Annotated in this window: 23 protein-coding genes; 12 read left to right on the forward strand and 11 right to left on the reverse strand. The window is 69.2% G+C overall.

Annotated features, from left to right (window positions below; all coding sequences use genetic code 11):
* Window positions 1-56: 56 nt before the first annotated feature.
* A complete protein-coding gene (grxD, locus tag ACE3QW_RS03270; RefSeq protein WP_024278808.1) occupies window positions 57-395 on the forward strand; it encodes a Grx4 family monothiol glutaredoxin in 339 nt (112 codons plus the stop codon).
* 43 nt (window positions 396-438) lie between these two features.
* Window positions 439-753 (forward strand): hypothetical protein, encoded by a 315-nt coding sequence (locus ACE3QW_RS03275; RefSeq protein WP_374250415.1) that lies wholly within the window; start codon window positions 439-441, stop codon window positions 751-753.
* Window positions 754-814: 61 nt separating this feature from the next.
* Here the strand turns inward: ACE3QW_RS03275 and folD are convergent, their stop codons facing one another.
* The 6 genes from folD to ACE3QW_RS03305 all read right to left on the reverse strand — a co-directional run bounded on the left by folD (window position 815) and on the right by ACE3QW_RS03305 (window position 7,386).
* Window positions 815-1,687, reverse strand: coding sequence for a bifunctional methylenetetrahydrofolate dehydrogenase/methenyltetrahydrofolate cyclohydrolase FolD (gene folD, locus ACE3QW_RS03280; protein ID WP_374250436.1), 873 nt, complete (start codon window positions 1,685-1,687; stop codon window positions 815-817).
* A 202-nt stretch (window positions 1,688-1,889) separates the two neighbouring features.
* On the reverse strand, window positions 1,890-4,097 hold the full coding sequence (locus tag ACE3QW_RS03285) for a putative bifunctional diguanylate cyclase/phosphodiesterase (protein ID WP_374250416.1): 2,208 nt from the start codon (window positions 4,095-4,097) through the stop codon (window positions 1,890-1,892).
* A gap of 357 nt (window positions 4,098-4,454) precedes the next feature.
* A complete protein-coding gene (locus tag ACE3QW_RS03290; RefSeq protein ID WP_250165733.1) occupies window positions 4,455-4,802 on the reverse strand; it encodes an STAS domain-containing protein in 348 nt (115 codons plus the stop codon).
* A gap of 142 nt (window positions 4,803-4,944) precedes the next feature.
* Window positions 4,945-6,015, reverse strand: a complete 1,071-nt coding sequence (locus ACE3QW_RS03295; RefSeq protein WP_374250417.1) for a hypothetical protein — start codon at window positions 6,013-6,015, stop codon at window positions 4,945-4,947.
* A gap of 152 nt (window positions 6,016-6,167) precedes the next feature.
* Window positions 6,168-6,425, reverse strand: coding sequence for a zinc ribbon domain-containing protein (locus ACE3QW_RS03300; RefSeq protein WP_374250418.1), 258 nt, complete (start codon window positions 6,423-6,425; stop codon window positions 6,168-6,170).
* Window positions 6,426-6,567: 142 nt separating this feature from the next.
* The gene (locus ACE3QW_RS03305) at window positions 6,568-7,386 is read right to left on the reverse strand and encodes an indole-3-glycerol-phosphate synthase (RefSeq protein WP_374250419.1); all 819 of its coding nucleotides are present in this window, start codon (window positions 7,384-7,386) and stop codon (window positions 6,568-6,570) included.
* 231 nt (window positions 7,387-7,617) lie between these two features.
* Here ACE3QW_RS03305 and ACE3QW_RS03310 point away from each other — a divergent pair, with 231 nt between their 5' ends.
* The 3 genes from ACE3QW_RS03310 to ACE3QW_RS03320 all read left to right on the forward strand — a co-directional run bounded on the left by ACE3QW_RS03310 (window position 7,618) and on the right by ACE3QW_RS03320 (window position 9,117).
* The gene (locus tag ACE3QW_RS03310; RefSeq protein ID WP_024278800.1) at window positions 7,618-7,950 is read left to right on the forward strand and encodes a Rieske 2Fe-2S domain-containing protein; all 333 of its coding nucleotides are present in this window, start codon (window positions 7,618-7,620) and stop codon (window positions 7,948-7,950) included.
* Window positions 7,951-8,034: 84 nt separating this feature from the next.
* Window positions 8,035-8,742, forward strand: a complete 708-nt coding sequence (locus ACE3QW_RS03315) for an SDR family NAD(P)-dependent oxidoreductase (protein WP_374250420.1) — start codon at window positions 8,035-8,037, stop codon at window positions 8,740-8,742.
* 87 nt (window positions 8,743-8,829) lie between these two features.
* Complete coding sequence (locus ACE3QW_RS03320) at window positions 8,830-9,117, forward strand: multiprotein-bridging factor 1 family protein (protein ID WP_374250421.1); 288 nt, start codon at window positions 8,830-8,832, stop codon at window positions 9,115-9,117.
* Between the two features lie 336 nt (window positions 9,118-9,453).
* Here the strand turns inward: ACE3QW_RS03320 and ACE3QW_RS03325 are convergent, their stop codons facing one another.
* From ACE3QW_RS03325 to ACE3QW_RS03335, 3 genes are all read right to left on the reverse strand, one after another.
* Window positions 9,454-10,119 (reverse strand): O-methyltransferase, encoded by a 666-nt coding sequence (locus tag ACE3QW_RS03325; protein ID WP_374250422.1) that lies wholly within the window; start codon window positions 10,117-10,119, stop codon window positions 9,454-9,456.
* 74 nt (window positions 10,120-10,193) lie between these two features.
* Window positions 10,194-10,625 carry a DUF6163 family protein gene (locus ACE3QW_RS03330; RefSeq protein WP_024278796.1) on the reverse strand — a complete coding sequence of 144 codons (432 nt, stop codon included), beginning with the start codon at window positions 10,623-10,625 and terminating at the stop codon, window positions 10,194-10,196.
* Window positions 10,622-11,692 carry an enoyl-CoA hydratase/isomerase family protein gene (locus tag ACE3QW_RS03335; protein WP_374250423.1) on the reverse strand — a complete coding sequence of 357 codons (1,071 nt, stop codon included), beginning with the start codon at window positions 11,690-11,692 and terminating at the stop codon, window positions 10,622-10,624. Before ACE3QW_RS03335 ends, ACE3QW_RS03330 begins: the two co-directional genes overlap by 4 nt.
* Window positions 11,693-11,934: 242 nt before the next feature.
* Between ACE3QW_RS03335 and hemB the strand changes: the two genes are divergently transcribed.
* Window positions 11,935-12,981, forward strand: coding sequence for a porphobilinogen synthase (gene hemB / locus ACE3QW_RS03340; RefSeq protein WP_024278794.1), 1,047 nt, complete (start codon window positions 11,935-11,937; stop codon window positions 12,979-12,981).
* 22 nt (window positions 12,982-13,003) lie between these two features.
* Complete coding sequence (locus tag ACE3QW_RS03345; RefSeq protein ID WP_374250424.1) at window positions 13,004-14,272, forward strand: threonine ammonia-lyase; 1,269 nt, start codon at window positions 13,004-13,006, stop codon at window positions 14,270-14,272.
* Window positions 14,273-14,728: 456 nt separating this feature from the next.
* Here ACE3QW_RS03345 and purB read toward each other — a convergent pair whose 3' ends face one another.
* Together purB and ACE3QW_RS03355 are read right to left on the reverse strand one after the other, a co-directional pair.
* A complete protein-coding gene (purB, locus tag ACE3QW_RS03350) occupies window positions 14,729-16,036 on the reverse strand; it encodes an adenylosuccinate lyase (protein WP_374250426.1) in 1,308 nt (435 codons plus the stop codon).
* 173 nt (window positions 16,037-16,209) lie between these two features.
* The gene (locus ACE3QW_RS03355; protein ID WP_374250427.1) at window positions 16,210-17,079 is read right to left on the reverse strand and encodes a Na+-dependent transporter; all 870 of its coding nucleotides are present in this window, start codon (window positions 17,077-17,079) and stop codon (window positions 16,210-16,212) included.
* Window positions 17,080-17,532: 453 nt separating this feature from the next.
* Here ACE3QW_RS03355 and rnr point away from each other — a divergent pair, with 453 nt between their 5' ends.
* The 5 genes from rnr to rpmG all read left to right on the forward strand — a co-directional run bounded on the left by rnr (window position 17,533) and on the right by rpmG (window position 22,700).
* Window positions 17,533-19,836 (forward strand): ribonuclease R, encoded by a 2,304-nt coding sequence (rnr, locus tag ACE3QW_RS03360; protein ID WP_374250437.1) that lies wholly within the window; start codon window positions 17,533-17,535, stop codon window positions 19,834-19,836.
* 64 nt (window positions 19,837-19,900) lie between these two features.
* A complete protein-coding gene (locus ACE3QW_RS03365; RefSeq protein WP_024278789.1) occupies window positions 19,901-20,440 on the forward strand; it encodes a DUF983 domain-containing protein in 540 nt (179 codons plus the stop codon).
* A gap of 5 nt (window positions 20,441-20,445) precedes the next feature.
* Window positions 20,446-21,180 (forward strand): NUDIX hydrolase, encoded by a 735-nt coding sequence (locus tag ACE3QW_RS03370; RefSeq protein ID WP_374250428.1) that lies wholly within the window; start codon window positions 20,446-20,448, stop codon window positions 21,178-21,180.
* A gap of 11 nt (window positions 21,181-21,191) precedes the next feature.
* Window positions 21,192-22,367 carry an MFS transporter gene (locus ACE3QW_RS03375; RefSeq protein WP_029558734.1) on the forward strand — a complete coding sequence of 392 codons (1,176 nt, stop codon included), beginning with the start codon at window positions 21,192-21,194 and terminating at the stop codon, window positions 22,365-22,367.
* Between the two features lie 165 nt (window positions 22,368-22,532).
* The gene (gene rpmG / locus ACE3QW_RS03380; RefSeq protein WP_012115832.1) at window positions 22,533-22,700 is read left to right on the forward strand and encodes a 50S ribosomal protein L33; all 168 of its coding nucleotides are present in this window, start codon (window positions 22,533-22,535) and stop codon (window positions 22,698-22,700) included.
* The last annotated feature ends 261 nt before the right edge of the window (window positions 22,701-22,961 follow it).

Here is a 22,961-nt window from a genome sequence, read left to right on the forward strand (position 1 = left end):
CCGATCTTTATGGGCGGAAGGCCGCTGTTCTGGCCGCAGACATTGGATTTGAGACCATGGGCATTCGTGACGATATCGACGCCATCGTGAAGTCCGGCGATGTGGTGCTGTTCATGAAGGGCACGCCGCAGTTCCCGCAGTGCGGCTTCTCCGGCCAGGTGGTGCAGATTCTCGACCACGTGGGCGTCCCCTTCAAGGGCGTGAACGTGCTTGAGAACGACATGATCCGCCAGGGCATCAAGGACTACGCCAACTGGCCGACCATTCCCCAGCTCTACATCAAGGGCGAGTTCGTGGGCGGCTGCGACATCGTCCGCGAGATGTTCCAGTCGGGCGAGCTGATCCCCCTGCTGGAAGAGAAGGGCGTCGCCATCCGCGACCGCGCCATCGGCTGATTCTGGCCGCGTGAGCGCACCGCCATCGGCACCTGAGGCGGCCTTGCCGCCCACTCCGCTCCCGCCGCCGCAAGCGGCGGGCTGGGGGCTCAAGTTCGCCATGGCCTTCGGACTGCTGGCAGATGCCGGCGTCGTCATCCTGCTCATCGCCATTTCCGGCTTCGTCTTCGGCGGGCCGGAAGGCGCGCGCGGCGAGATTCACGCCGTGATGGGATGGGCCGGCGCGGTGGCGACCTTCGTCATTCCGCCTGCGCTCGGTCTCTGGTTCTGGCGGCGCGGCCGGCCCGATGTGGGCGTTGCGCTCGCATGGCTTCCGCCGCTCGCTGCACTGGCCGCCTTGGCCTTCGGGCTGCTCTAAATCCCCTTGCACGGCCAAAAAGCCGGCGGCACGACGCCGCCGGCGCTTTTGCTTGCGAGTCTCAGGCGAGGCCCTTCTGCCGCTTGGCCGCCGTCAGCGTGTTCTGCAGCAGGCAGGCGATGGTCATGGGCCCGACGCCGCCGGGAACCGGGGTGATGAGGCCGGCGATGCCCTGCGCTTCCGCATAGGCCACGTCGCCCACGAGGCGGGTCTTGCCGTCGTCCTTCGGCACCCGGTTGATGCCCACGTCAATCACCGTGGCGCCGGGCTTGATCCAGTCGCCCCGCACCATTTCCGGCCGGCCCACCGCCGCCACCAGGATGTCCGCCGTGCGGCATTCGCCCGGCAGGTCGCGGGTGCGCGAATGGGCGATGGTGACGGTGCAGTCTTCCTTCAGCAGCAGCTGCGCCGCCGGCTTGCCGACGATATTCGAGCGGCCGACCACCACCGCCTTGAGGCCGGACAGGCTGCCGAGGTGGTGCTTGAGCAGCATGATGCAGCCGAGCGGCGTGCACGGCACCAGCGCGTCGAGGCCCACCGCGAGGCGGCCGGCATTCACCACATGGAAGCCGTCTACATCCTTGGCGGGATCGATGGCGGCGATGACCTTGTTGGCGTCGATCTGCGCCGGCAGCGGCAGCTGGACGAGGATGCCGTGCACGGCAGGATCGGCGTTCAGCTTCGCCACAAGGGCGAGAACGTCCGCCTCCGGGGTGTCGGCGGCGAGCTTGTACTCGAAGGAGGCCATGCCGGCCTCGGCCGTCTGGGCCGCCTTGTTGCGCACATAGACCTGGCTGGCGGGGTCCTCGCCCACCAGAACCACGGCGAGGCCGGGGGTGAGGCCGGCGCTGGCCTTGAGGCCGGCAACCTCCTCGGCGATGCGGGCGCGCAGGCCGGCCGCGAAGGCCTTGCCGTCGATGGGTTTGGTCTCGATCACGAAGCACCCCCAGAAATCATCGGGAGCCCGGCGCTGGGCGGCGCGGCTCCGCTCGCTGTTCGGCAATTCCCCGTCCTTGTCGGCAGGCGGGGCGGCTGAGGCAAGAGCAAAAGCATGCCGGAACGCCGCAGCTGTGGTGCTTACAGCGCGCATATGTTTCTTGTAAAGAAAATTGTCTTATCTGACGGAAAGGCTCGGCCTACCCCGCGCCGCCCGCCTTGGCCCGCAACATCCCGTCCGGCAGCGCCTCATCCTGCCGGCGCAGCATGTCGATGGCGGCGGCAATGGGCAGCGGCGGGGCGAACAGGTAGCCTTGCGCGGTCGGCATGCCGATCTCGCGCAGGAAGCGCAGTTGCTCCCGCGTCTCCACCCCTTCCGCCGTCACGTTGATGCGCAGCGACTGGGCGAGCTTGAGCTTGTGCTCGATCACCGCTGCGACGTCCGGATCGCTGCAGGCCTTCACCATGAAGGAGCGGTCGATCTTGATGCGGGTGACGGGGAAGCGGCTCACATGGTGCAGGGAGGCATAGCCGGTGCCGTAATCGTCGAGCGCGACGCCGACCCCCTGCTCCCGCAGCGCCTCGAACGTGCGGCTCAGCTCCGCCGAGCTGTTGAGCACGATGGTTTCCGGCACCTCGATCTCCAGCCGTGCGGGATCGAAGCCCGTCTCCTTGAGGATGGCGCCGATCTGCTGGGCGAAATCCGCCGACCGCATGGTGGAGGGCGCGATGTTGACCGAGATGGACATGCCCGGCAGCGCCGCGGCCTCCATGCAGGCGCGGCGCAGGCCATACAGGTCGAGCCCGCCGATGATGTGCATCTCCTCGGCCATGGCGATGAACTGGGCCGGCAGCAGGCGGCCGAGCTTGGGGTGGTCCCACCGCAGCAGGGTCTCGAAGCCGACCACGCGCCCGCTCGCCACGTCCACCTGCGGCTGGTAGGTGATGACCAGCTCGCCCCGCTCCAGCGCCCCGCCGAGGGCGGTCTCGATCTCGCGGCGGGCGTTGCGCTCGCTCTCGAGCTGGGTCTCGAAGCGGCAGAGGGTATCGCCGCCGCTGTCCTTCGCCCGATAGAGGGCGATGTCCGCCCGGCGCATGAGATCGCTGGCCGTGGCGGCATCCTGTGGCGCCTCGGCGACGCCGATGGAGGCGGAGACGCGCAGTTCGCCGGCTCCGTCCGGCACCGGAGGCCTCAGCGCCGCCTGAAGGCGATCGAGCAGCACGTCGATCTCGCCCGCGTTCGCGGCCGGAAAGAACGCGACGAACTCATCCCCGCCGAACCGCCCCACCACGCCGCGATCGCCGATGGTCAGGGCAACGCGGGTCGCCACCGCCTTCAGCAGCAGGTCGCCGGCGCCGTGGCCGGCGGTGTCGTTGATGAGCTTGAAGTCGTCGAGGTCGATGAACAGCAGCACCAGCCGCGCATCAGGAGCGCGGCCGGCAAGGGCGGATTCCAGCGCCTCGATGAAATAGCCGCGATTGAAGAGGCCGGTGAGGTAGTCGCGGGAAGCCATCTCGCGGGCCTGCGCCTCGCTCGCGGCCAGCGCCGCGGCGACCCGCAGCGCGCGGAACATCATGACGAGGAAGGTTACGGAGAGCAGCGTGGTGAGCACCGCGAGCGCCGGCAGGGCATTGCGCAGCAGGCTGCGGCCGGGCTGTGCGCCGCGCCAGGCCAGTTCCGCCTCGGTGCCGTCGAAGAGATTGGGGACCGCCGTGCCGACGCGGTCGGGATGGTTGGTGGCGGTACGGCCGGTGCGCAGCTGCACGTCGTGCAGGTGGGCGGGCGCGGCGAGGCTTTGCAGCAGCGAATCGTCCAGCAGGTCCACCGTCACCGCCGCCAGCGGCTGCGGGGCCTGGATGTCGTCCGCACGCTCCGAGAAGGGGCGCACCACGAGGATGCCCGCGCCGTCCTTGCTGGCGACGAGGCCGGCGCGGCCGGCGCGGCCCTCCGCCAGCGCCCGCGTGATGGCCGGGCGAATCCACGCAAAGGCCTTCTGCTCCCCCGTCTTCCCGTTCTCGGACGAATAGAGCAGGTTCCCCTTGGCATCGATGATGTAGACGAACTCCAGCCCGAACCCGTCGTTCAGCCGCCGCCCGAAGCGCTCGTGCAGGCGCGCGATGTCGCCGCTGGCGAGCTGGCCGAGCACCTGCCGCTCGTCCTCCGAGGTCGCCATGGCCTGCTGGATGAGTTCCTCGTGGGCGTGGAGCGCGGCGAGCAGCGCAAGCCGCTCGCGCATCCCCGCCTTCTCGTCCTGCTTCATGCCGGCATAGACGAAGACGCCCACGAGCCCGGCCACCAGGAGCGCGAGCGCGCCGAGCCCGGCCAGGAGCGAACGGTGGACGTGACGGCCGGACGGGCGAGAAATGGCGATGCCTCCCTGGAACGCGGTCCAGAAATGTTGCTCCACCGCAGAGCCGCAGATGGCGCCGCTCGGCAGAAAATGCGGCGGTGTCTGCCGGATTTATCTCTATGTCCGATAGATTTGCACCTTGCGCAAGGTCGTTTCGACCTTCTCCAATCTGCGCAGCCGACCGGCGAGCGAGCAACCATCAGGGCTCAACCAGGGGGACGTCATTCCGTTGCGGCGCCACGAATACTGCCGCCCCCCAACCGGCGGGACGGCCTTGCCCCTCAGGCATTCACCTTGCAGTGCAGCACCTTGCACTGCACGCACCGGGCACGGGCGGCACAAAGCAAGGCCGCCCGGCTGATGATGTCTCAGCCGGGCGGCGAAGTATTCCCCAAGGTTAAGCCCCGGCGGCGCTCAGCCGGCCGCGGGCACCAGGAAGCGGTCGGCATCGGCGCGGGTGGCGACGATCTCGGTGAGTTCGTTGACACCTGTCGTGAGCAGCACGCGCTCCACCTGCGGATCGCAGTTGAACAGCACCAGCGTGCCGCCGCGCTTGTGCAGCGACTTGGCGTTGGCGAGGATCAGCCGGATGCCGATGGAGGCGAGGAAGGTCACGCCCGCCATGTCCACCAGGGCCACATGGGCGTGGCTCACCAGGGCGCTGAAGGTGTTCTCGATTTCCGCGGCGCCGGCGATGTCCATGCGGCCGGCGAGGGAAACGAGGATCTGCCCGGAATCGAGCGGAGTGGAGTCGAGTTTCATGGCGGTCCGCCGTGGTTCGCTGGGCCGTGCACCCGGAACCAATGCGGTTCCGGGTTATCCGGCTCCTCTTCCCACCCTGTCTTTACAGTTTTGTGACAACGGCCCGGACCAGCTTCCCGCCCCGGCGGCGTCTGCCGCGCGGTCAGCCGAGGGCGGCAAGGCGGGCGTCCAGCGCCTCCCCTTCGGGCAGGTCCGACACCGCTTCCACGGTGAGGCCACCCGCCGCGAGATGGCGCACCATGAGGAAGAAGCGGTCGGCGCGGCCTTCGCTCCTGGCGAGAGTGTCCACCCAGAGCCTGTCGAACGTATCGAGCACCGGCGCTAGCGGCTCCACGGGAAGCTGCTGGCCGGAATAGCGCGGGAACTTGTTGGTCAGCTTCTTCCAGTCGTCTTTCAATCCGTCGCGCAGCACGGGATCGGCCGTGAGGCGCGCATCGCGGCCGCCGCGCTCGTAGCTCGCGCGGGTTTCCATCAACGACAGCAGCAGCGCATTCGCCCGGCTCCGCAGCAGCGGCCGGAGCCGCTCCACGAACAGACGGCGCAACCAGCCCACGTATTCGGCATCGGCGAGGCCGATCTCATGGATGACCACCCCCGGCCCCGGAGCGAACCGCTCCGCGGCGGCTGCGAAGGGCTCCGCCGGCCAGTCCGCGGCGGGGCGGGACGTGAGCAGAAGGACGACGCCCCCCGGCAGCGCCGCAGCGGCCGGCAGGAGGGAGAGGGTGAGGTCGTCCGCCGCCTCGATCCCGTCGATGCACACAACGAGACGCTTCGCCCCCTGCCCTGCCGCGACGACGGCAAGGGCGGCGAGCCAGCCGGCAAACGCCTCCGGGCTTTCCGATGCGCCCGAAGCCTCGGGCGCGGGCAGGCCGTGCTCGGCCTCGAAGGCCGCCTTCAGGGCCTCCACGAGCGCGGCGGGACTCGCCTGTGCCGTGAGGCCGGCCGCGATGGCGCGGGCACCGCTGGAGATGGCGCTGTCGATCCCCTCCGCGCTGCCGTCCTTGCCCATCCGGCGCGCGATGATGCCGCGCACCAACTGGGTCTTTCCGGCGCCGCCCGGCATGCGGAGCCAGTAGACGCTACGATCGCAGCTCACGAGGAAGGAACGGAACGGCGTCCGCAGATGGGCCGGCGAGACGTAATCCCCGTCGCTATCGAGGGTGAGCGCGAACGGCGCTGCGGCGAACTTCTGGGCGGAAGGCTGCTGGGTCATAGGGGGCACCCGGGGCGAGAGCATGGACCGCCTTGCGGCCGCCCTCGATCCCGGCGGGTTTCGGCCAACGATCCAGATGGAGAAGCCTGAAGCATTTACCGTGCCCCGGCCGCCTCTTCGGGATCGCCTGCCCGACCTTCCGACCTCCGGCGTCAGCGCTTGGGACCGCCGCCGCTGAAATTGCTGGTGTGGCCTTCCTTCGTCGCTTGCGCGCGCCACGCCTTGGCCACCGCCTTCAGCTTCTGGTCGGGCGCGATGCGCGACACCATCTGCTCGGCGCGGGTGCTGCCGCACGAGGGGCAGACGGGCGTGTCGGACGACGAGATGAGGAGTTCGAACTCCTTGTCGCAATCGGGACAATGGAAATTGTAGAGCGGCACGCCGAGCCTCCTGTCCTGTTCCGGGGGCACGTCCGCGCGTCCGGCGCAAGTCCTTGAAAGACCACGCGCAAGCCGCTGCCGACGTGCTGCGGCGCCGCGCTGCCGCCGTCGCCCGGAGCGCGCGCCGGTCTCTCCCAAGCAGGAAGCGGGCCAGATGGCGGGGAGGCGTCCGTCAGCCCACGGTCTCGATGCCGAGCACCTTTTCCAGCACCCCGGCGGGGTCTTCATCCCCCATCAGGGAGGTGCCCATGAGGAGTGCCTTGGCGCCGGCCGCCCCCAGCCGCGCGCGATCCTCGGCGGTACCGAGGCCACCTTCTGCCACCACGAACGCCTTCTCCGGCGGAATGAGCGGCAGCAGCGCCTCGCAGGTGCCGGGCACGAGTTCGAAGGTGTGGATGTTGCGGTTGGTGACGCAGATGAAATCCGCCCCCGCCGCCAGCGCCGTCTCCACGTCCTGCGGGGTATGCACCTGAACCAGCACGTCAAGAGCGATGGAGGATGCGCGCTCGCGATAGGCGGCAAGATCCGGCCCGAGCAGCGCCGCCGACAGCACCACCGCATCCGCCCCGGCGAGGCGCGCCTCCAGGATCTGGTAGACGTCGTAGATGATATCCTGCGCGAGGATGGTGAGGTCCACCGCACCGCGCACGGTGGCGAGGTCCGAATAGGAACCGCGGAAGGACTGCCGCTCCACCGCCACCGAGAGGGCCGCCGCGCCCACCGCCTCGAAATCCTCGGCCAGCGCCTTGTAGGGCACCATGGTCTTCAGCGCCGGCTCGAACGGTGATCCGCCCTTCAATTCGCAGATGATGCCCGGCTTGCCGGTGGCCCGGAAGGCGGCGGCCAGCGCGCCGTGGAAGCCGCGCGTCATGGGCATCTCGCCCACCTTGCCCTGGATCTGGCCCAGCGAGCGGCGGGCCTTGGCCTTGGCGAGCTGATCGCGGCGCTGGAGGAGGAACGGCTTCAGCCGGCTGTTTTCGGGCAGGATCATGAAAGAACGTCCAGAGGCAAAGGTGAAAGGCAAAGGGGCAGGCGAAAGGAGACAGGCACGCGAACGGAGCAAAACGCTCCCGATGAATAAGCACCTACAGCTTCACAGATTTCGCGCGCTTTGGCCATGCCGCTTTCGCACCGCGGCAGAGGCGGCCGCGCGGTTGGCTCTTTCCTCTTGCAGCGCAACGCGCGATGATCCGCTCATTCTTAGCCGATCGAGTTTTTGAAGATGTTCACGCGCGTCTGCAAAGCGGAAACAGTTGCCGAAGGCGGCATGCGGCTGGTGATCGCCGACAGCCACCTCATCGTCCTCGCCTGGCCCGACAATGGGGAGATCCGCGCCTTCCAGGGCGTCTGTCCCCATTCGAACACGCCGCTCAACGAGGCCGAGTTCGACGGCACCGTCCTCACCTGCCCCCTCCATCACTGGACCTGGGACCTGAATTCCGGCGCCCCCGTCGAGCCGCAGGAAAGCGCGCTCGCGGAATATCCGGTGAAGGTGGAAGATGGCGTCGTCTATATCGACACGGAAGGCATAGAGCCCCTGTTCGCCGCGCCCTGAGAGCGCCGCAGCCCGCCCCAATAATCAGTCGAGGCGCCGCGCCGGGTGCATTGCCGGGGTGCGGCCGAAGCCGGAGTTCGACCCGTGACAGATGAGACCGCCGCCCAGACCGCCATCATCGTCGGCGCAGGCAAGGGGCTGTCCGCCTCCCTCGCCCGCCGCCTCGCCCGCGAGGGCTTCCGCATCGCCCTCGTGGCGCGCGACGTGGAGAAGCTCGCCCCCCTCATCGCCGAGACCGGCGCCCGCGCCTGGGCGGCCGATGCCCAGGATGCGGCCGCCGTCGAGGGCGTGTTCGCCGAGGTGGAAAAAGCCTTCGGACCGCCCGACCTCGTGGTGTTCAATGCCGCCATGCGCTATCGCGGCCCGGTGGAAGTGCTGGACCCGGCCGACGTGATGGACGCCTATTCCGTCGGCGCCTTCGCCGGCTTCCTCACCGCGCAGGCGGCGGCGCGGCGGATGCTGGCGCGGGGCAAGGGCTCGCTCTTCTTCACCGGCGCCACCGCCAGCGTGAAGGCCATGCCCCATTCGGTGCCCTTCTCCATGGCCAAGTTCGCCTTGCGCGCGCTGGCCCAGGGCCTCGCCCGCGAACTCGGGCCGCGCGGCATCCATGTGGCCCACTTCATCCTCGACGGCGGCATCGCCTCGTCCTGGGCGACGGCGGGGGAGCCTGGGCCGGCGGACAAGTGGCTCGATCCCGACGCCATCGCCGAGACCTATCTTGCCGTCCACCGCCAGCACCGCTCGGCCTGGACCTGTGAGCTGGACCTGCGGCCCTGGGTGGAGAAGTTCTGAGGCCCCCGCGTTAAGCCTGCCGGCGCCCGTGCATTGTGGCGGGCGGGGCGGCGTGCCATCTTCCGGTCCCAACGACGGGAGGATTTCGTGCCGCATTCCATGGTCAACGGCCGCCAGATCAAGGCCGGCCGCGCCCTGCTCGGCTGGTCGCGCAAGGATCTGGCCGAGCGCACCGGCGTGACCGCCGACACCGTGAAAGTGGTGGAGCAGGATGCCGTCACGCTGGAAGCCCTCTCCTCCACGCGCACCCGCCTGTGCGCCACGCTGGAGGCCGAAGGCATCGCCTTCCTGAACGGCGGCAGCATGGGCGTGCAGATCGTCCCCAGGGACGAAGGCATCCGCGCCCTGGACCTCAACGCCTCCAACGACGACTGACGAGCCCCATGATCCTGCACAAATTCGCCGCCCGCCACTGGATCATCGTGGCGATCATCCTCGTCATCGCAACGCTGGCGTATCTCGGCAGCTGGTCCTGACCGGCTGATCGAAGGCGCGGAACGGCGTCGCCACAATCACCATTGTCATGGCCGGGCTTGTCCCGGCCATCCACGTGGCAAGGCCGGGCACGTCTCCTGCGAGTATCTCGCCATCGGCACGACGTGGATGCCCGGCACAAGGCCGGGCATGACGGCGGTTGATGCGGAGAGAGACGCGCCTTCGCCCGGCGCTCGTACCCGATGCCCCAGCCCTCGTGGATCGGGCCTCCCGCCCTCACTCCACCAGCAGCAACGCAAACCCATCATAGCCCTTGGCACCGACGGTCTGCACCGCCGTGGCGGTGAGGCGCGGCTCCGCGCCCGCGATCTCGTAGGTGCGGCGGATGCCGATGACCGAGGCGTCGGTGCTGTCCGCATCGAGCACCCGCCCCTCCCGCACCACGTTGTCGCAGACGATGAGCGTGCCCGGCCGCGACAGGCGCAGAGCCCAGTCGAGATAGGCGGGATTGCTCGGCTTGTCGGCGTCGATGAAGATGAGGTCGAACGGCCCCGCCCCTTGCGCCTCCAGCACCGGCAGCGTCTCGATAGCTGGGGCGACCCGCAGGTCGATGCGGTCAGACAGTCCCGCGCGGGCGAAATTGGCGCGGGCGACCTCGGCATGGTGGACGTCCGCCTCCAGCGTCACCACCGTGCCGCCCTCAGGCAACGCGCGGGCGAGGAAGAGCGTGCTGTAGCCCCCCAGCGTGCCGATTTCGAGGATGCGTTTCGCGCCCATCATGCGGGCGAAGATGTGGAGCATCTGCCCCTGCGCCGCCGAGACGCTGATGGCGGGAAGGCCGGCGGCCTCCGACGCGGCCTGCACGGCGTCGAGCACCGGGTCCGCCGGCAGCAGCTTCTCGACGATGAAGCCATCCATCTCGGTCCAGAGCGCTTCGTCCATTCCCGCCTCCGTCACAGCATTTGCCGGCGCAAGGAATACCGTTTGCGTGAAGGAAATGCGTCAGGTCCGGACGCTCAGTCCTGGTCGCTCTCCCGCGCGGCGCGGATGGAGAGAACGGCATAGGCCACCACCAGCGCCAGCTCCACCAGCGTGAACAGCATCAGCCGCGTCATGCCCGCCGGCGCCCAGATGCCGAGCACCACCTGCGTCAGCGTCGCCAGCAGCCAGAGCACGATCGCCCAGCCGGCCCGCAGCCACAGCCCGACGCCGGCGATGGGATCGATGATCGCCGCCCAGATCACCGCCGCCTGCGCCGCCATGGGCATGGCCTCGAAGCGGCTCGCCGGCCCGTCGCCGATGCCGAGGATCACCGCCCAGTGGATGATGCCTTCCAGCAGCAGGAAGGCCGCGACGCCGCGCAGGAACAGGAACAGCCGCCGCCGCCAGGGCGAGAGATTTTCCCATTGGGCGCGGGCGCTGGCGTCGATGGGATCGTAATGACTCATGTGCCGGGGGCCAGAAGTTCCAGTTCGTCGGGTATGGGATCGAAATGCGCCGCGATGACGGCCGGGTCCACCTCCGCGAGGGTCGCCGGCTGCCATTGGGGCGCGTTGTCGCGATCGACGAGAACCGCGCGCACCCCTTCGTAGAAATCATGCCCCGCCGCGACGCGGTTCACCACCCGGAACTCCAGCTTCAGACATTGCCCTAGGTCAAGCGCCGGCCCGCGCCGCATCTGCTCCATGGTGATGGAGAGGCTGGTGGGCGACTTGCCGGCGATGTCGGTGAGGAGCGTGGTGGCGAAGGCTGCATGGGGTCCCTCGCCTTCCGCCGCCGCCTGCAGCGCGCCGAGGATGCCGGCGAGATGGCCCCGCCCGAAGGCGTCGGCGATGAAGTCCGCGCGGTCGGCGAACGCGCCGGGACCGGGCTCGATGCGGTGATCGGAGATGATGCGCTCCACGTCGCCGCCCGCGCACAGGGCCTCTTCCAGCGCCGGGAAGGCGGCGCTCGGCACCACGTCCGTCGCAAGACCGCAGGCGAAGGCCTCGGCGGCGCGGATGCGTGTGCCGGTCAGCGCCAGGAACACGCCGAAGGCGCCGGGCAGGCGCGGCAGCACATGGGTGCCGCCCACATCCGGAAACAGGCCGATGTTCACCTCCGGCATGGCGAAGAGATACTTGTCGCCCGCCACGCGATGCGCGCCATGGGCCGAGAGGCCGAAGCCGCCGCCCATGCAGATGCCGTCGATGAGCGCCACATAGGGCTTGGGGAAGCTGCCGATATAGTCGTTGAGGACATATTCCTCGCGCCAGAAGGCGAGCGATTCGGCGGTGTTGCCGGCGCGGCCGAGGTCATAGAGCGTGCGCACGTCGCCGCCGGCGCAGAAGGCCTTCTCACCCGCCGCCTTGATGACCACGCGGGTGACGGCCGGGTCCTGCGCCCATTGCCGCAGGCGCGGCAGAATCTCGCGCACCATGGAGAGGTTCAGCGCATTGAGCGCCTTCGGACGGTTGAGTGTGATGACACCGGCTTCGCCCTTCACCTCGAGCAGGACTTCAGGCTCCGTGGTCATTCCATCCCTCCCTTGCCGCCGCTGAGCGGCGAACGCCCGCCGGCAGGGTTAGACGCGGCCGGAGGGAGCGTCAACGCGGGCCGGCGCACCGTGGTTGTGCGCGGGCGCACCTTGGGCCGTGCGGCGGCGCACACGCTGAACTTGCCGTGACCCTCTGCCGCGCGCCACTCGCGGGCGGCAGGCCGGGGGTCTATAAGGTCCGCTCGGTGCCCGTTCGCGGGCGAACGAAGAACGAGCGCATCATGCCCCTCTCCCAGCCCCGCCTGCATGCCGTTTCCGAAGCCGAGGCCACCGCCAGCCGGCTCGGCCTCGTCCACCGCCCCCGGCGGAACCGGAAGACGGACTGGGCGCGCCGGCTGGTGCGCGAGGCGACGCTGACGGTCGACGATTTGATCTGGCCGATCTTCGTGATGAACGGCCAGGCCACCCGCACCCCCATTCCCTCCATGCCCGGCGTCGAGCGCCTGACGGTGGACGAAGCGGTGCGCGCGGCCGAGATGGCGGCCAAGCTGAAGATCCCGGCCCTCGCCATTTTCCCCTATATCGATCCCTCCCGCCGCGACCCCACCGGCAGCGAGGCGCTGAACGACAACAACCTCGTCTGCCAGACCCTGCGCGCCATCAAGGCCGAGATCCCCAACCTCGGCCTCATCACCGACGTGGCCCTCGACCCCTTCACCAGCCATGGCCATGACGGCCTGCTGGAGGATGGCCGCATTCTTAATGACGAGACGGTGGAACTCCTCGTCCGTCAGGCGCTGGTGCAGGCCGAGGCCGGGGCGGACGTGATCGCCCCCTCGGACATGATGGACGGCCGCGTCGGCGCCATCCGCGCCGGGCTCGACGCCAACGGCTTCGAGGACGTGCAGATCATGTCCTATGCGGCGAAGTACGCTTCCGCCTTCTACGGCCCGTTCCGCGACGCCATCGGCACCGCCAAGACCCTCTCGGGCGACAAGCGCACCTACCAGATGGACCCCGGCAACGGGCTGGAAGCCATCCGCGAGGCGGCCCTCGATGTCGAGGAAGGCGCGGACATGCTGATGGTGAAGCCCGGCCTGCCCTATCTCGACATCGTGTGGCGTCTGAAGGAGACCTTCGGCCTGCCGACCTTCGCCTATCAGGTGTCCGGCGAGTACGCGATGATCGAGGGCGCCATCCGCAACGGCTGGGTGGACGGCGACCGCATCGTCCCGGAGAGCCTGCTCGCCTTCAAGCGCGCCGGCGCCGACGGCATCCTCACCTATTTCGCGCCGCGCGTGGCGCAGGCTCTGGCCGAACGGGGCTGAGGCCCCTCGCGGGAGAAGACTTATGACCGTGCCCGCGACGGCGCTGGAAATCGACCGGGAAAAGGATCTGCCCGTCACGCTGGCGGACGTGGAGGGCGCGTGGCCGCTGGTCCGCGCCTCCGTGCTGCGCACGCCGACCCTGCGCGCCCCGCGCCTCTCCGCCTTCACCGGCGCCGAGGTCTATGTGAAGTACGAGAACCTTCAGGCCACCGCCTCCTTCAAGGAGCGCGGCGCCCTGGTGAAGCTCTCGCGCCTCACGCCGGACGAGGCGCGACGCGGCGCCGTCGCCATGTCGGCCGGCAACCATGCGCAGGCGGTGGCCTATCACGGCACAAGGCTCGGCATCTCCACCCTCATCGTGATGCCGGAGACGACGCCGCAGGTGAAGGTGGCCGCCACCGAGGCCTTCGGCGCCGAGGTGGTGCTGTTCGGCGAGACGGTGGCCGACGCCTATGAGGAGGCCGAGCGCATCTCCAAGGCGCAGGGCCGCGTCTTCGTCCACCCCTATGACGATGTGGACGTGATCGCCGGCCAGGGCTCGGTGGCGCTGGAGATGATCGAGGACGGGCCGGCCTTCGACGCCGTGCTCGTGCCCATCGGCGGCGGCGGGCTCATCGCCGGCATGGCCGTGGCCTTCGCCGGCCGCTCTCCCGCCACGCAGGTGGTGGGCGTCGAGACCCAGCTCTATCCCGCCATGTGGACCGCCATGACCGGCGAGGCCCGCCCCTGTGGCGGCCCCACGCTGGCCGAGGGCATCGCCGTGCGCAATGTGGGGGAGATCACCGCGCAGATCGTGCGGCGCCTCGTGCCCCATGTGGTGCTGGTGGACGAAACCGCGCTGGAGCGGGCGGTGAACGCCTTCCTCATGCACCAGAAGACACTGGCCGAGGGCGCCGGCGCGGCGGGCCTCGCCGCCCTCATCGCCGAGCCGGAGCGCTTCCGGGGCAAGACGGTGGGGCTCGTCGTCTCCGGCGGCAACATCGACCCGCGCATGATCGCCGGCATCCTGCTGCGCGAGCTGGAGCGGGAAGAGCGCATCGTCTCCTTCCGCCTCACCATTCTCGACCGGCCGGGCATGCTGGGGCGCATCGCCACTTTGCTCGGCAAGCTCGGCGCCAACATCCTGGAAGTGCACCACCGCCGCACCTTCCTCGACGTCCCCGCCAAGGGCACCCGCCTCGACCTCACGGTGGAGACGCGCGACCAGGCGCACGCGGAGCTGATCCAGAAGGCGCTGGAGGGTGAGGGGCTCCCGGTGCAGCGGCTGGGGGCCGGCGGGGCGGACTGGTAGGGGGTGTGTCGGGCGCTTTCCGCCGCCCTCTCGGGCGAAGGCGCGTCTCTCTCCGCCTTAACGCCGTCATGCCCGGGCTTGTCCCGGGTATCCACGTCGGGCCGATGGCGCTCCCGGCCGCAGAACTTTTCCCAGCCGCTCCACGTGGATGGCCGAAACCCGCATGTTTGCGGGTTTCGTTCTTGGGGACGGAAGTCGGCAACAGCCGACTTCCGGGACAAGCCCGGCCATGACGGCGGTTCTTCTTCCCGCGCCCCCGCTCGCGTAGGAGCCAATCTCGCATCCCGGCCGACTGGAGCGACAGCGGAAGGAGAGCCGGGAGCCAGCGCAAGCACTTCCGCGAAGCGGACAATTTCCGAGAGCACTGGGGCGAGGAAGCGCCTTCGGCGGACCCTTGCGCTGGGCCCCGGATCAGCGCTCCGGCTATGCCGTCGCTTGTCCGGGGCGCGCGCTCCCTCAAGCCCTCCCGAACACCCGCTTGAAGATGTTGTCCACGTTCTTGAAGTGGTAGCCGAGGTCGAACTTCTCGTTGATGTCCTCCTCGGACAGGTACTTGCGCACGTCCGCGTCTTCCAGAAGGAAGGTGCGGAAGTCGCCCTCGCCGCGCCAGACGCGCATGGCGTTGCGCTGCACGAGGCGGTAGCTGTCCTCGCGGCTGGCGCCCTTCTGGGTGAGGGCGAGGAGCACGCGCTGGGAGTGGATGAGGCCACCCAGCTTGTCCATGTTCTTCTGCATGTTGTCGGTATGGACGACCAGCTTGTCCATCACGCCGGTGAGGCGCGACAAGGCGAAGTCCAGTGTCACGGTGGAATCGGGGCCGATCATGCGCTCGACGGAGGAGTGGGAGATGTCCCGCTCGTGCCACAGGGCCACATTCTCCAGCGCCGGGGTCACATAGGCGCGCACCATGCGGGCAAGACCGGTGAGGTTCTCGGTCAGCACCGGGTTGCGCTTGTGGGGCATGGCCGAGGAGCCCTTCTGCTCGGGGGAGAAATACTCCTCCGCCTCCAGCACCTCGGTGCGCTGGAGATGCCGCACCTCGGTGGCGAGCCTCTCCACGGAGGAGGCGACCACGCCGAGCACGGCGAAGAACATGGCGTGCCGGTCGCGCGGGATGACCTGGGTGGAGACGGTCTCCACCTTCAGCCCCATCTTTTCCGCCACATGGGCCTCAACCGCCGGGTCGATATGGGCGAAGGTGCCCACCGCGCCGGAGATGGCGCAGGTAGCGATCTCCTCCCGCGCCGCCACGAGGCGGGCGCGCGAGCGCTGGAACTCGGCCGCGGCGATGGCGAGCTTCACGCCGAAGGTGGTCGGCTCGGCATGGATGCCGTGGGAGCGGCCCACCGTGGGGGTGAGCTTGAACTCGAACGCCCGGCGCTCCAGCACCACCAGCAGCTTGTCCACGTCGGCGATCAGCAGGTCGGCGGCGCGCGCGAGTTGCACGGCGAGGCAGGTGTCCAGCACGTCGGACGAGGTCATGCCCTGATGGACGAAGCGCGCTTCCGGCCCCACGAACTCGGCGAGGTGGGTGAGGAAGGCGATGACGTCGTGCTTCACCTCGCGCTCGATGGCGTCGATGCGCTCCACGTCGAACTCGGCCTTGCCGCCCAGCTCCCAGATCTTGGCCGCGGCCTCCTTCGGGACGATGCCAAGCTCGGCCATGGCGTCAGCGGCATGGGCCTCGATCTCGAACCAGATGCGGAAGCGGGCCTCGGGGGACCAGATGGAGGCCATTTCCGGCCGGCTGTAACGCGGGATCATGGGGCGGTGCTCGTCAAAATGTCAGGCAGGCGGCTCGTCTAGCAGATGACGGCGGCGGGGGGTAGCCGCGCGGGTCACGCCTTGCGGCGGCCGGCGGCGCTCACACGCCGCGCCAGCGGCAGCATCACCACCGGCAGGAGGTAGATGGGGAATTGCGCTGCCGCAACGTAAAGTCAAGTCTCGTGCGGCAGGACAGCGCCGGTGGCGGCGATCACCACCGCCATGTTGCGATGGCCGCCGCAGAAGCCGAGCATCATCGCATCGCCCGGATCGACGGCGCGGAAGACGAGCGCCGTCGCGCCGAAGCCCATCAGCGAGACGCAGAAAGCCAGCGTCACCAGCCCCGCCATGAAGCCGGGCTGGTCGAGGAATGCGTGGGTCACGCCGTCCATCAGCCCGACGGCAAGCAGGCCGAGCAGCACCACGTTCAGCCCGTCGAGATGGGCGGAAATGGCTTCCACGCGCTTCAGGCCCAAGAGCCGGCGGATGAGAAGGCCGGCCCCCATCGTCCCGCCCACCACCGCCGCGAGCCGCAGCGCCAGCGCCAGCGGATCGAGCGCCAACGCGCCGCCGGAGAAGTGGAACACCAGCCCCGGCGCGGTGAGCGGCGTCAGCGCCATGCCGCCCAGCATGGTCACGAGCACCAGCCGGGCATCGAGGCCGAGCAGCGCCGCGAAGGCGGGGGCCGACATGATGGGCGGGGCCGAGGCCTGCATAATGAGGGCGAGAACGATGGCGTTGGGCTCGCCCAGAAGCCGCGTCACCAGCCCCATCGCCAGCGGCAGCACCAGCATGACCCAGGCGCAGGCCAGCACTGCGATGCCTGCACGACGCGCGGTGAAGGCCCCGGCCATGGAGGTGCGCACGAAGGCCAGAACCAGCAGCGCGAGGATGGTGGGCACCACCAGCGGCTTCGCCAGCGCCGCGAAGGGCGGCACGGCCAGCCCGATGAACACGCTCACCGCCACCGCCGGCGCGCTCCGCCGGCCGAGCCAGGCCAGAAGGCGCGCAAGTGCGACCGCGGGCAGGAGGCCGGGGTTCATGGGGCACTTCTTACGGGGGAAAGCGGCATCGCGCGGGACACATGCCGTTCTAGACCCAGCCGGTACTCAAGGGAACCCTTCCGCATCTCGCCCCGACCTCCTCCCGAACCGGCCAAGCCCCCTCTCCCGCTCCGGCTGCGCCGTCGCTTGTCCGGGGAACGGAGTGCTGGAGGCCCGGGGGCCGCAGCCCCACGGAAACCCACCACTGGCGGCCGGGGCGTGTTCCGGGTAGCGTCCGGATGAAACCGGAAAGACCCATTGCCGAAGCGCCCCACCAAGCCGCCCACCCGCCATTCCAGCAAGGACGGCCACGCCGCCAGGATATCGCGCGCAGACAAGACATCGCGCGCGGAAAAGCCGCTGCGCGCGACGAAATCCCGTGCCGCGCGCAAGCAGGCGGCGGCCGCCCATGAGGCGGCGGCGCTTGCCGTTGCGCCGCTGGCCACCGGCGAGATGCCGACCAAGGCGCAGGTGCTGGCCTTCATCGCGTCCCAGAACGGCGAGGTAGGCAAACGCGAGATCGCCCGCGCCTTCGGCCTCTCGCCGGCGCAGAAAGTGGAACTGAAGCAGCTTCTGCGCGACCTCTCGGAAGAAGGCACGGTGAGCCGCGAGCGCAGGCGCCTGCATGTGCCCGGCGCGCTGCCGGCGGTGGTGCTGGCGGATATCGTCTCCCGCGACGGCGACGGCGAGCTGGTGGCTATTCCGGTGGAATGGGACTCGGAGGCCCAGGGCGAGGCGCCGCCCATCCTCGTCCAGGTGCCGCGCCGCGCCTCCGGCCCCGCGCCGGGACTTGCGGACCGGGTGCTGCTGCGCATCGTGGAAGGCTCCATCGAGCATGCGGTCCCCCATGTGGGCCGCGTCATCAAGGTGCTGGAGAAGGCCCGCAAGCAGACCATGGGCATCTTCCGCGCGGCCCCGCAGGGCGGCGGCGGGCGCATCATCCCCATCGACAAGAAGCAGCTCGGCCGCGAGCTTCAGGTGCCCCCCGGCGCCGAGCATGAGGCGCAGGACGGCGATCTCGTCACCGTCGAATTGATGCGCCAGCGCGTGTTCGGCCTGCCCACCGCGCGGGTGAAGGAAAAGCTCGGCTCGCTGAACTCCGAGAAGGCGGTCAGCCTCATCGCCATCCACGCCCACGGCATCCCCAACGCCTTCCCGGACGTGGTGGTGAAGGAGGCCGAGGCAGCGAAGCAGATCACCGTGCGCGGCCGCGAGGACTGGCGCGATCTGCCCCTCGTCACCATCGATCCGCCCGACGCCAAGGACCATGACGACGCGGTCCACGCGGCGGCCGACGAGGACGGCGGCTATATCGTCACCGTCGCCATCGCCGACGTCTCGGCCTATGTGCGGCCCGGCACGGCGCTGGACCGCGAGGCGCTCATTCGCGGCAATTCGGTCTATTTCCCCGATCGCGTCGTGCCCATGCTGCCGGAGCGCATCTCCAACGACCTGTGCTCCCTGCGCCCCAGCGAGGACCGGCCGGCGCTGGCGGTGCGGCTGGTCATCGGCGCGGATGGGCGCAAGCGCAGCCACAGCTTCCACCGCATCCTCATGCGCTCGGCCGGCAAGCTCGCCTATGCGCAGGCGCAGAACGCCATCGAAGGCCGCACCGACGACATCACCGATCCGCTGGTGGAGGGCGTGCTCAAGCCGCTCTATGCGGCCTATGCCTGCGTGAAGAAGGCGCGCGACGCCCGCCAGCCGCTAGATCTCGACCTTCCCGAGCGCAAGATCATCTTGAAGCCGGACGGCACGGTGGACCGGGTGGTGGTACCCGAGCGCCTCGATGCTCACCGGCTCATCGAGGAGTTCATGATCCTCGCCAACGTCGCCGCCGCCGAGACGCTGGAGGAGAAGAAGACGCCCCTCATCTACCGCGTCCATGACGGCCCGACGCTGGCCAAGCTCTCGGCCCTGCGCGACTTCCTGAAGACGCTGGACATCGGCCTGCCGAAGACCGACCAGGTGCGCCCCTCCCACTTCAACCGCATCCTGGAAGAGGTGAAGGATACGGATGCCGCCCCGCTGGTGAACCAGGTGATCCTGCGCAGCCAGAGCCAGGCGGAGTACGCCTCGGAGAATTACGGCCATTTCGGCCTGAATCTCCGCCGCTACGCCCATTTCACCTCCCCCATCCGGCGCTATGCGGACCTCATCGTCCATCGCGGCCTCGTGCGGGCGCTGGGCGTGGGCAAGGACGGGCTGCCGGAAGACGCGACCGTCGAGAGCCTCGGCGAGGTGGCGGCTGCCATTTCCGTTACGGAACGTCGCGCCATGGCCGCGGAGCGGGAGACGGTGGACCGGCTCATCGCCCATCATCTGGCGGACCAGATCGGCGCGACCTTCAATGCCCGCATCACCGGGGCGACGAAGGCGGGACTCTTCGTCGCGCTCGACATCACCGGGGCGGACGGCTTCATTCCCGCCTCAACCCTGGGCCAGGACTATTACCGGTACGACGAAGTGCGGCAGGCGCTGGTGGGAGACCGTACCGGCGAGATGCACCGCATCGGCGACCGGGTGGAGGTCAAGCTGGTGGAGGCCGCGCCGGTGGCCGGAGCACTGCGGTTTGAGCTTCTGAGCGAAGGCTCCTATGTAAAGGGTCCGCGCGGGGGTGGACCCCAGCGCCGCGGCGCGCCCTCCGGGTTCGCGGGCCGGCCGGGAAGATCCGCGCCGGGCCGTGCGAAAGCGGGCAAGGCAGGTTCCGGAAAGGCCGGCTCCGGCAAGGCCAAGCCGGGACCCGGCAGGCGCTGAGGCGTCCGGCCGATAAAACGTTGGAGAAGCGCGCTCCTCAGGGGCGACCGAGAGGTTCAGGACCGTGACCACGCCGACCGGCATGACCGTGACCCAGAAGCTGGCGACGCCCGAAGAGGCGGCGGCCGGCGAGGCCGCGGGTGCGCCCGGCGGCGCGTTCGAGCTTCCCCCGCCCCGCCGCGAGGTACCCGGCGCCCTGATGCGCGGCGCGCGCGGCCTGTGCCCCGCCTGCGGCGCCGGCCGCATGTTTTCCAGCTACCTGAAGGTCTCGCCCTTCTGCGCCACCTGCGGCGAGGAGCTGTACCACCACCGCGCCGACGACGCGCCGCCCTATGCGGTGATCTTCGTGGTGGGCCACATCGTGGTGCCGCTGATGGTGCTGGTGGAGGAATTGTACCGGCCGGAGCTGTGGGTGCACCTCTCCCTCTGGCTGCCGCTGACGCTGGTGCTCTGCCTCGCCCTGCTACCGCCACTGAAGGGCATGCTGGTGAACCTGCAATGGGCGCTGCGCATGCACGGCTTCGATTCCGGCAGTGAGGAACGTGAGGCGCCCCCCGAGGGTGCCGTCCGCCCCGTCATCCGTGCCGTCCGTCCGATACTCTGAGCATCATGAACGATTTTGCCACCCGCCTGACCGAAGCCGAGCGCCTTCAGGCGTCTCCCAACGTGCGCCCGCGCGACGCCGCCACCCTCATCCTGCTCGACAGCAAGGGCAAGAAGCCCCGCGTGCTGATGGGCCGGCGGCATCCCAAGCTCAAGTTCCTGCCGGGCGTCTACGTGTTTCCCGGCGGCCGGCTGGAGAAGTCCGACAAGGCCATGCCGGTCTATGGCTGCCTCGATCCGGACAGCGAACGCCGGCTGATGGCCCATGTGCAGCGCCCGAGCCTCGGCCGCGCGCGCGGCCTTGCCGCCGCCTCCATCCGCGAGATGTACGAGGAAACCGGCCTGCTCGTCGGCACCAAGGAGTGCGGTGCCCCCGAATCCCCCGGTGACGACTGGCGCGCGTTCGAGGAGCGCGGGGTGTTCCCCGATCTTAGCGCCCTCACCTTCGTCGCCCGTGCCATCACGCCGCCCCGCCGCCCCCGGCGCTTCGACACCCGCTTCTTCATCGCCGACGCCACGGCCGTCTGCGACGAGGTGAAGGGGCTGGTGGGCGAGGAGTCCGAACTCATCGACCTTGCATGGCTGACCTTCGCGGAGACGGAGAAGCAGGAGCTTCCCACCATCACCCGCGTGGTGCTCGAGGAACTGGCCGCCCGCATTGATGCCGGCTTCGGCCCGCGCCTGCCCGTGCCCTCCTACGCCATGGTCCGCGGACGCTTCGTCCGCACCCTCCTGGATTGAAGCCGAACGCGATGCATGCTCCCCACGGGTCCCTCGGCCACATGAGCCGGACGGCCTCCATCGCGGCCGCCATCTCCGCCATCACGGTGGTGGGCGTCGGCATCAGCCTGTCCATTCCCCTGCTGGCGCTGGAGCTGGAATCGCGCGGCGTCACCGGCAAGTGGATCGGCATCAACACGGCGGTGGCCGGCATCGCCACCATCTTCACCGCGCCCTTCGTGCCGCTCATGGTGCGCAAGATCGGGCTGCGCGCGCTGCTGGTGGGGGCCATCGTGCTCGCCGCGGCGAGCCTCGTGGGATTCAAGGCGGCGCCGTCCTTCCTCATGTGGTTCCCGCTGCGCTTCGCCTTCGGCGCGGCGCTGTGCATCCTGTTCGCGGTCTCGGAATTCTGGATCAATGCCCTTGCCCCGCCCAACCGGCGCGGGCTCATCATGGGCATCTACGCCACCGCGCTGTCGCTGGGGGCGGCGCTGGGGCCGACCATGCTCAGCGTGCTCGGCGCCTCCGGCTGGGCGCCCTACCTCGCCGGCGCGGTCGTGCTGCTGCTGGGCGCCATTCCCATCCTGCTGGCGCGGGGAATCACCCCCCGCATCCATGACGACAGCCACCACGGCGTGCTCACCTTCGTGCGGCGCTCGCCCTCGGCGGTGCTGGCGGCGCTGGTGTTCGGCGCCATCGAGACGGCGGTGATGACCTTCCTGCCGCTCTACGGCCTGCGCCTCGGCCTCGCCGAGACCAGCGCCGCCCTGCTGCTGACGGCGGCGGTATTGGGCAACGTCGCCTTCCAGATCCCCATCGGTCTCATCAGCGACAAGGTGGACCGGCGTGTGCTGCTGCTCTGCTGCTCGCTGGCGGGTGCAGCGGGCGCCTTCACTTTGCCCTTCGTGCCGGTGTCGAGCCCGTGGTTCCTGGCCATGATCTTCCTCGCCACGGGCGTGGTGGGCTCGCTCTACACGGTCGGCCTCGCCCATCTGGGCGAGCGATTCCATGGCGCGGACCTCGCAGCCGCCAATGCGGCGTTCGTGATGCTCTATTCCGTGGGCCTCATCGCCGGCCCGCCGCTGGCCGGCGCCGGCATGGATCTTTACAACCCGTATGGCTTCGCCTTCGTCATCTCCACCATGCTCGCCGTCTATGCGGCCATCGTCGCCGTGCGGCTGATGATGCGCGGACGGAGGGAGGCGTGATCCAGCGGAAGGGTCGCCCACCCTTGACATTAGGGGCGCATTGAGAGAGTTTCCGCGCCCACGAGCCGCCGGAGACCGGCAGCGCGTCCGTTCTTCTTTTCGCCACCTCACGGTTTGCAAAAACCAGACGGTCGCACGCCGCACGCGGCACCCAGGGATCAAGACATGGCCAAGGCTGCAACCATCAAGATCAAGCTCCTGTCCTCGGCGGACACGGGCGTGTTCTACGTCACCAAGAAGAATTCCCGCACCAAGACCGACAAGATCGTGCTCAAGAAGTACGACCCGGTGGTGCGCAAGCACGTCGAGTTCCGCGAGACCAAGATCAAGTGATCCGCGCTGCGGCGCTGGACAACGGCGCCGCGCGGCTTACAATCCAAGGTTCATCGTGACTGGACAGGGCACCCTCCGGGTGCCCTTTTCTTTTGGGCGAGTCGCTTTGTGCGTCATGCCCCGGCTTGTCCGGGGCATCCACTTCGCCATTTGGCCGGCGCTCAGAACCTGACGCGCGATCGGCGGAAGAGTGGATCCCCCGCACGAGGCGGGGGATGACAGCGAGACTGAAGGCCTGCAATCCATCCCGGGAGAGCGTTC

The organism is Xanthobacter sp., assembly GCF_041911315.1.
Taxonomy (GTDB): Bacteria; Pseudomonadota; Alphaproteobacteria; order Rhizobiales; family Xanthobacteraceae; genus Xanthobacter; species Xanthobacter aminoxidans.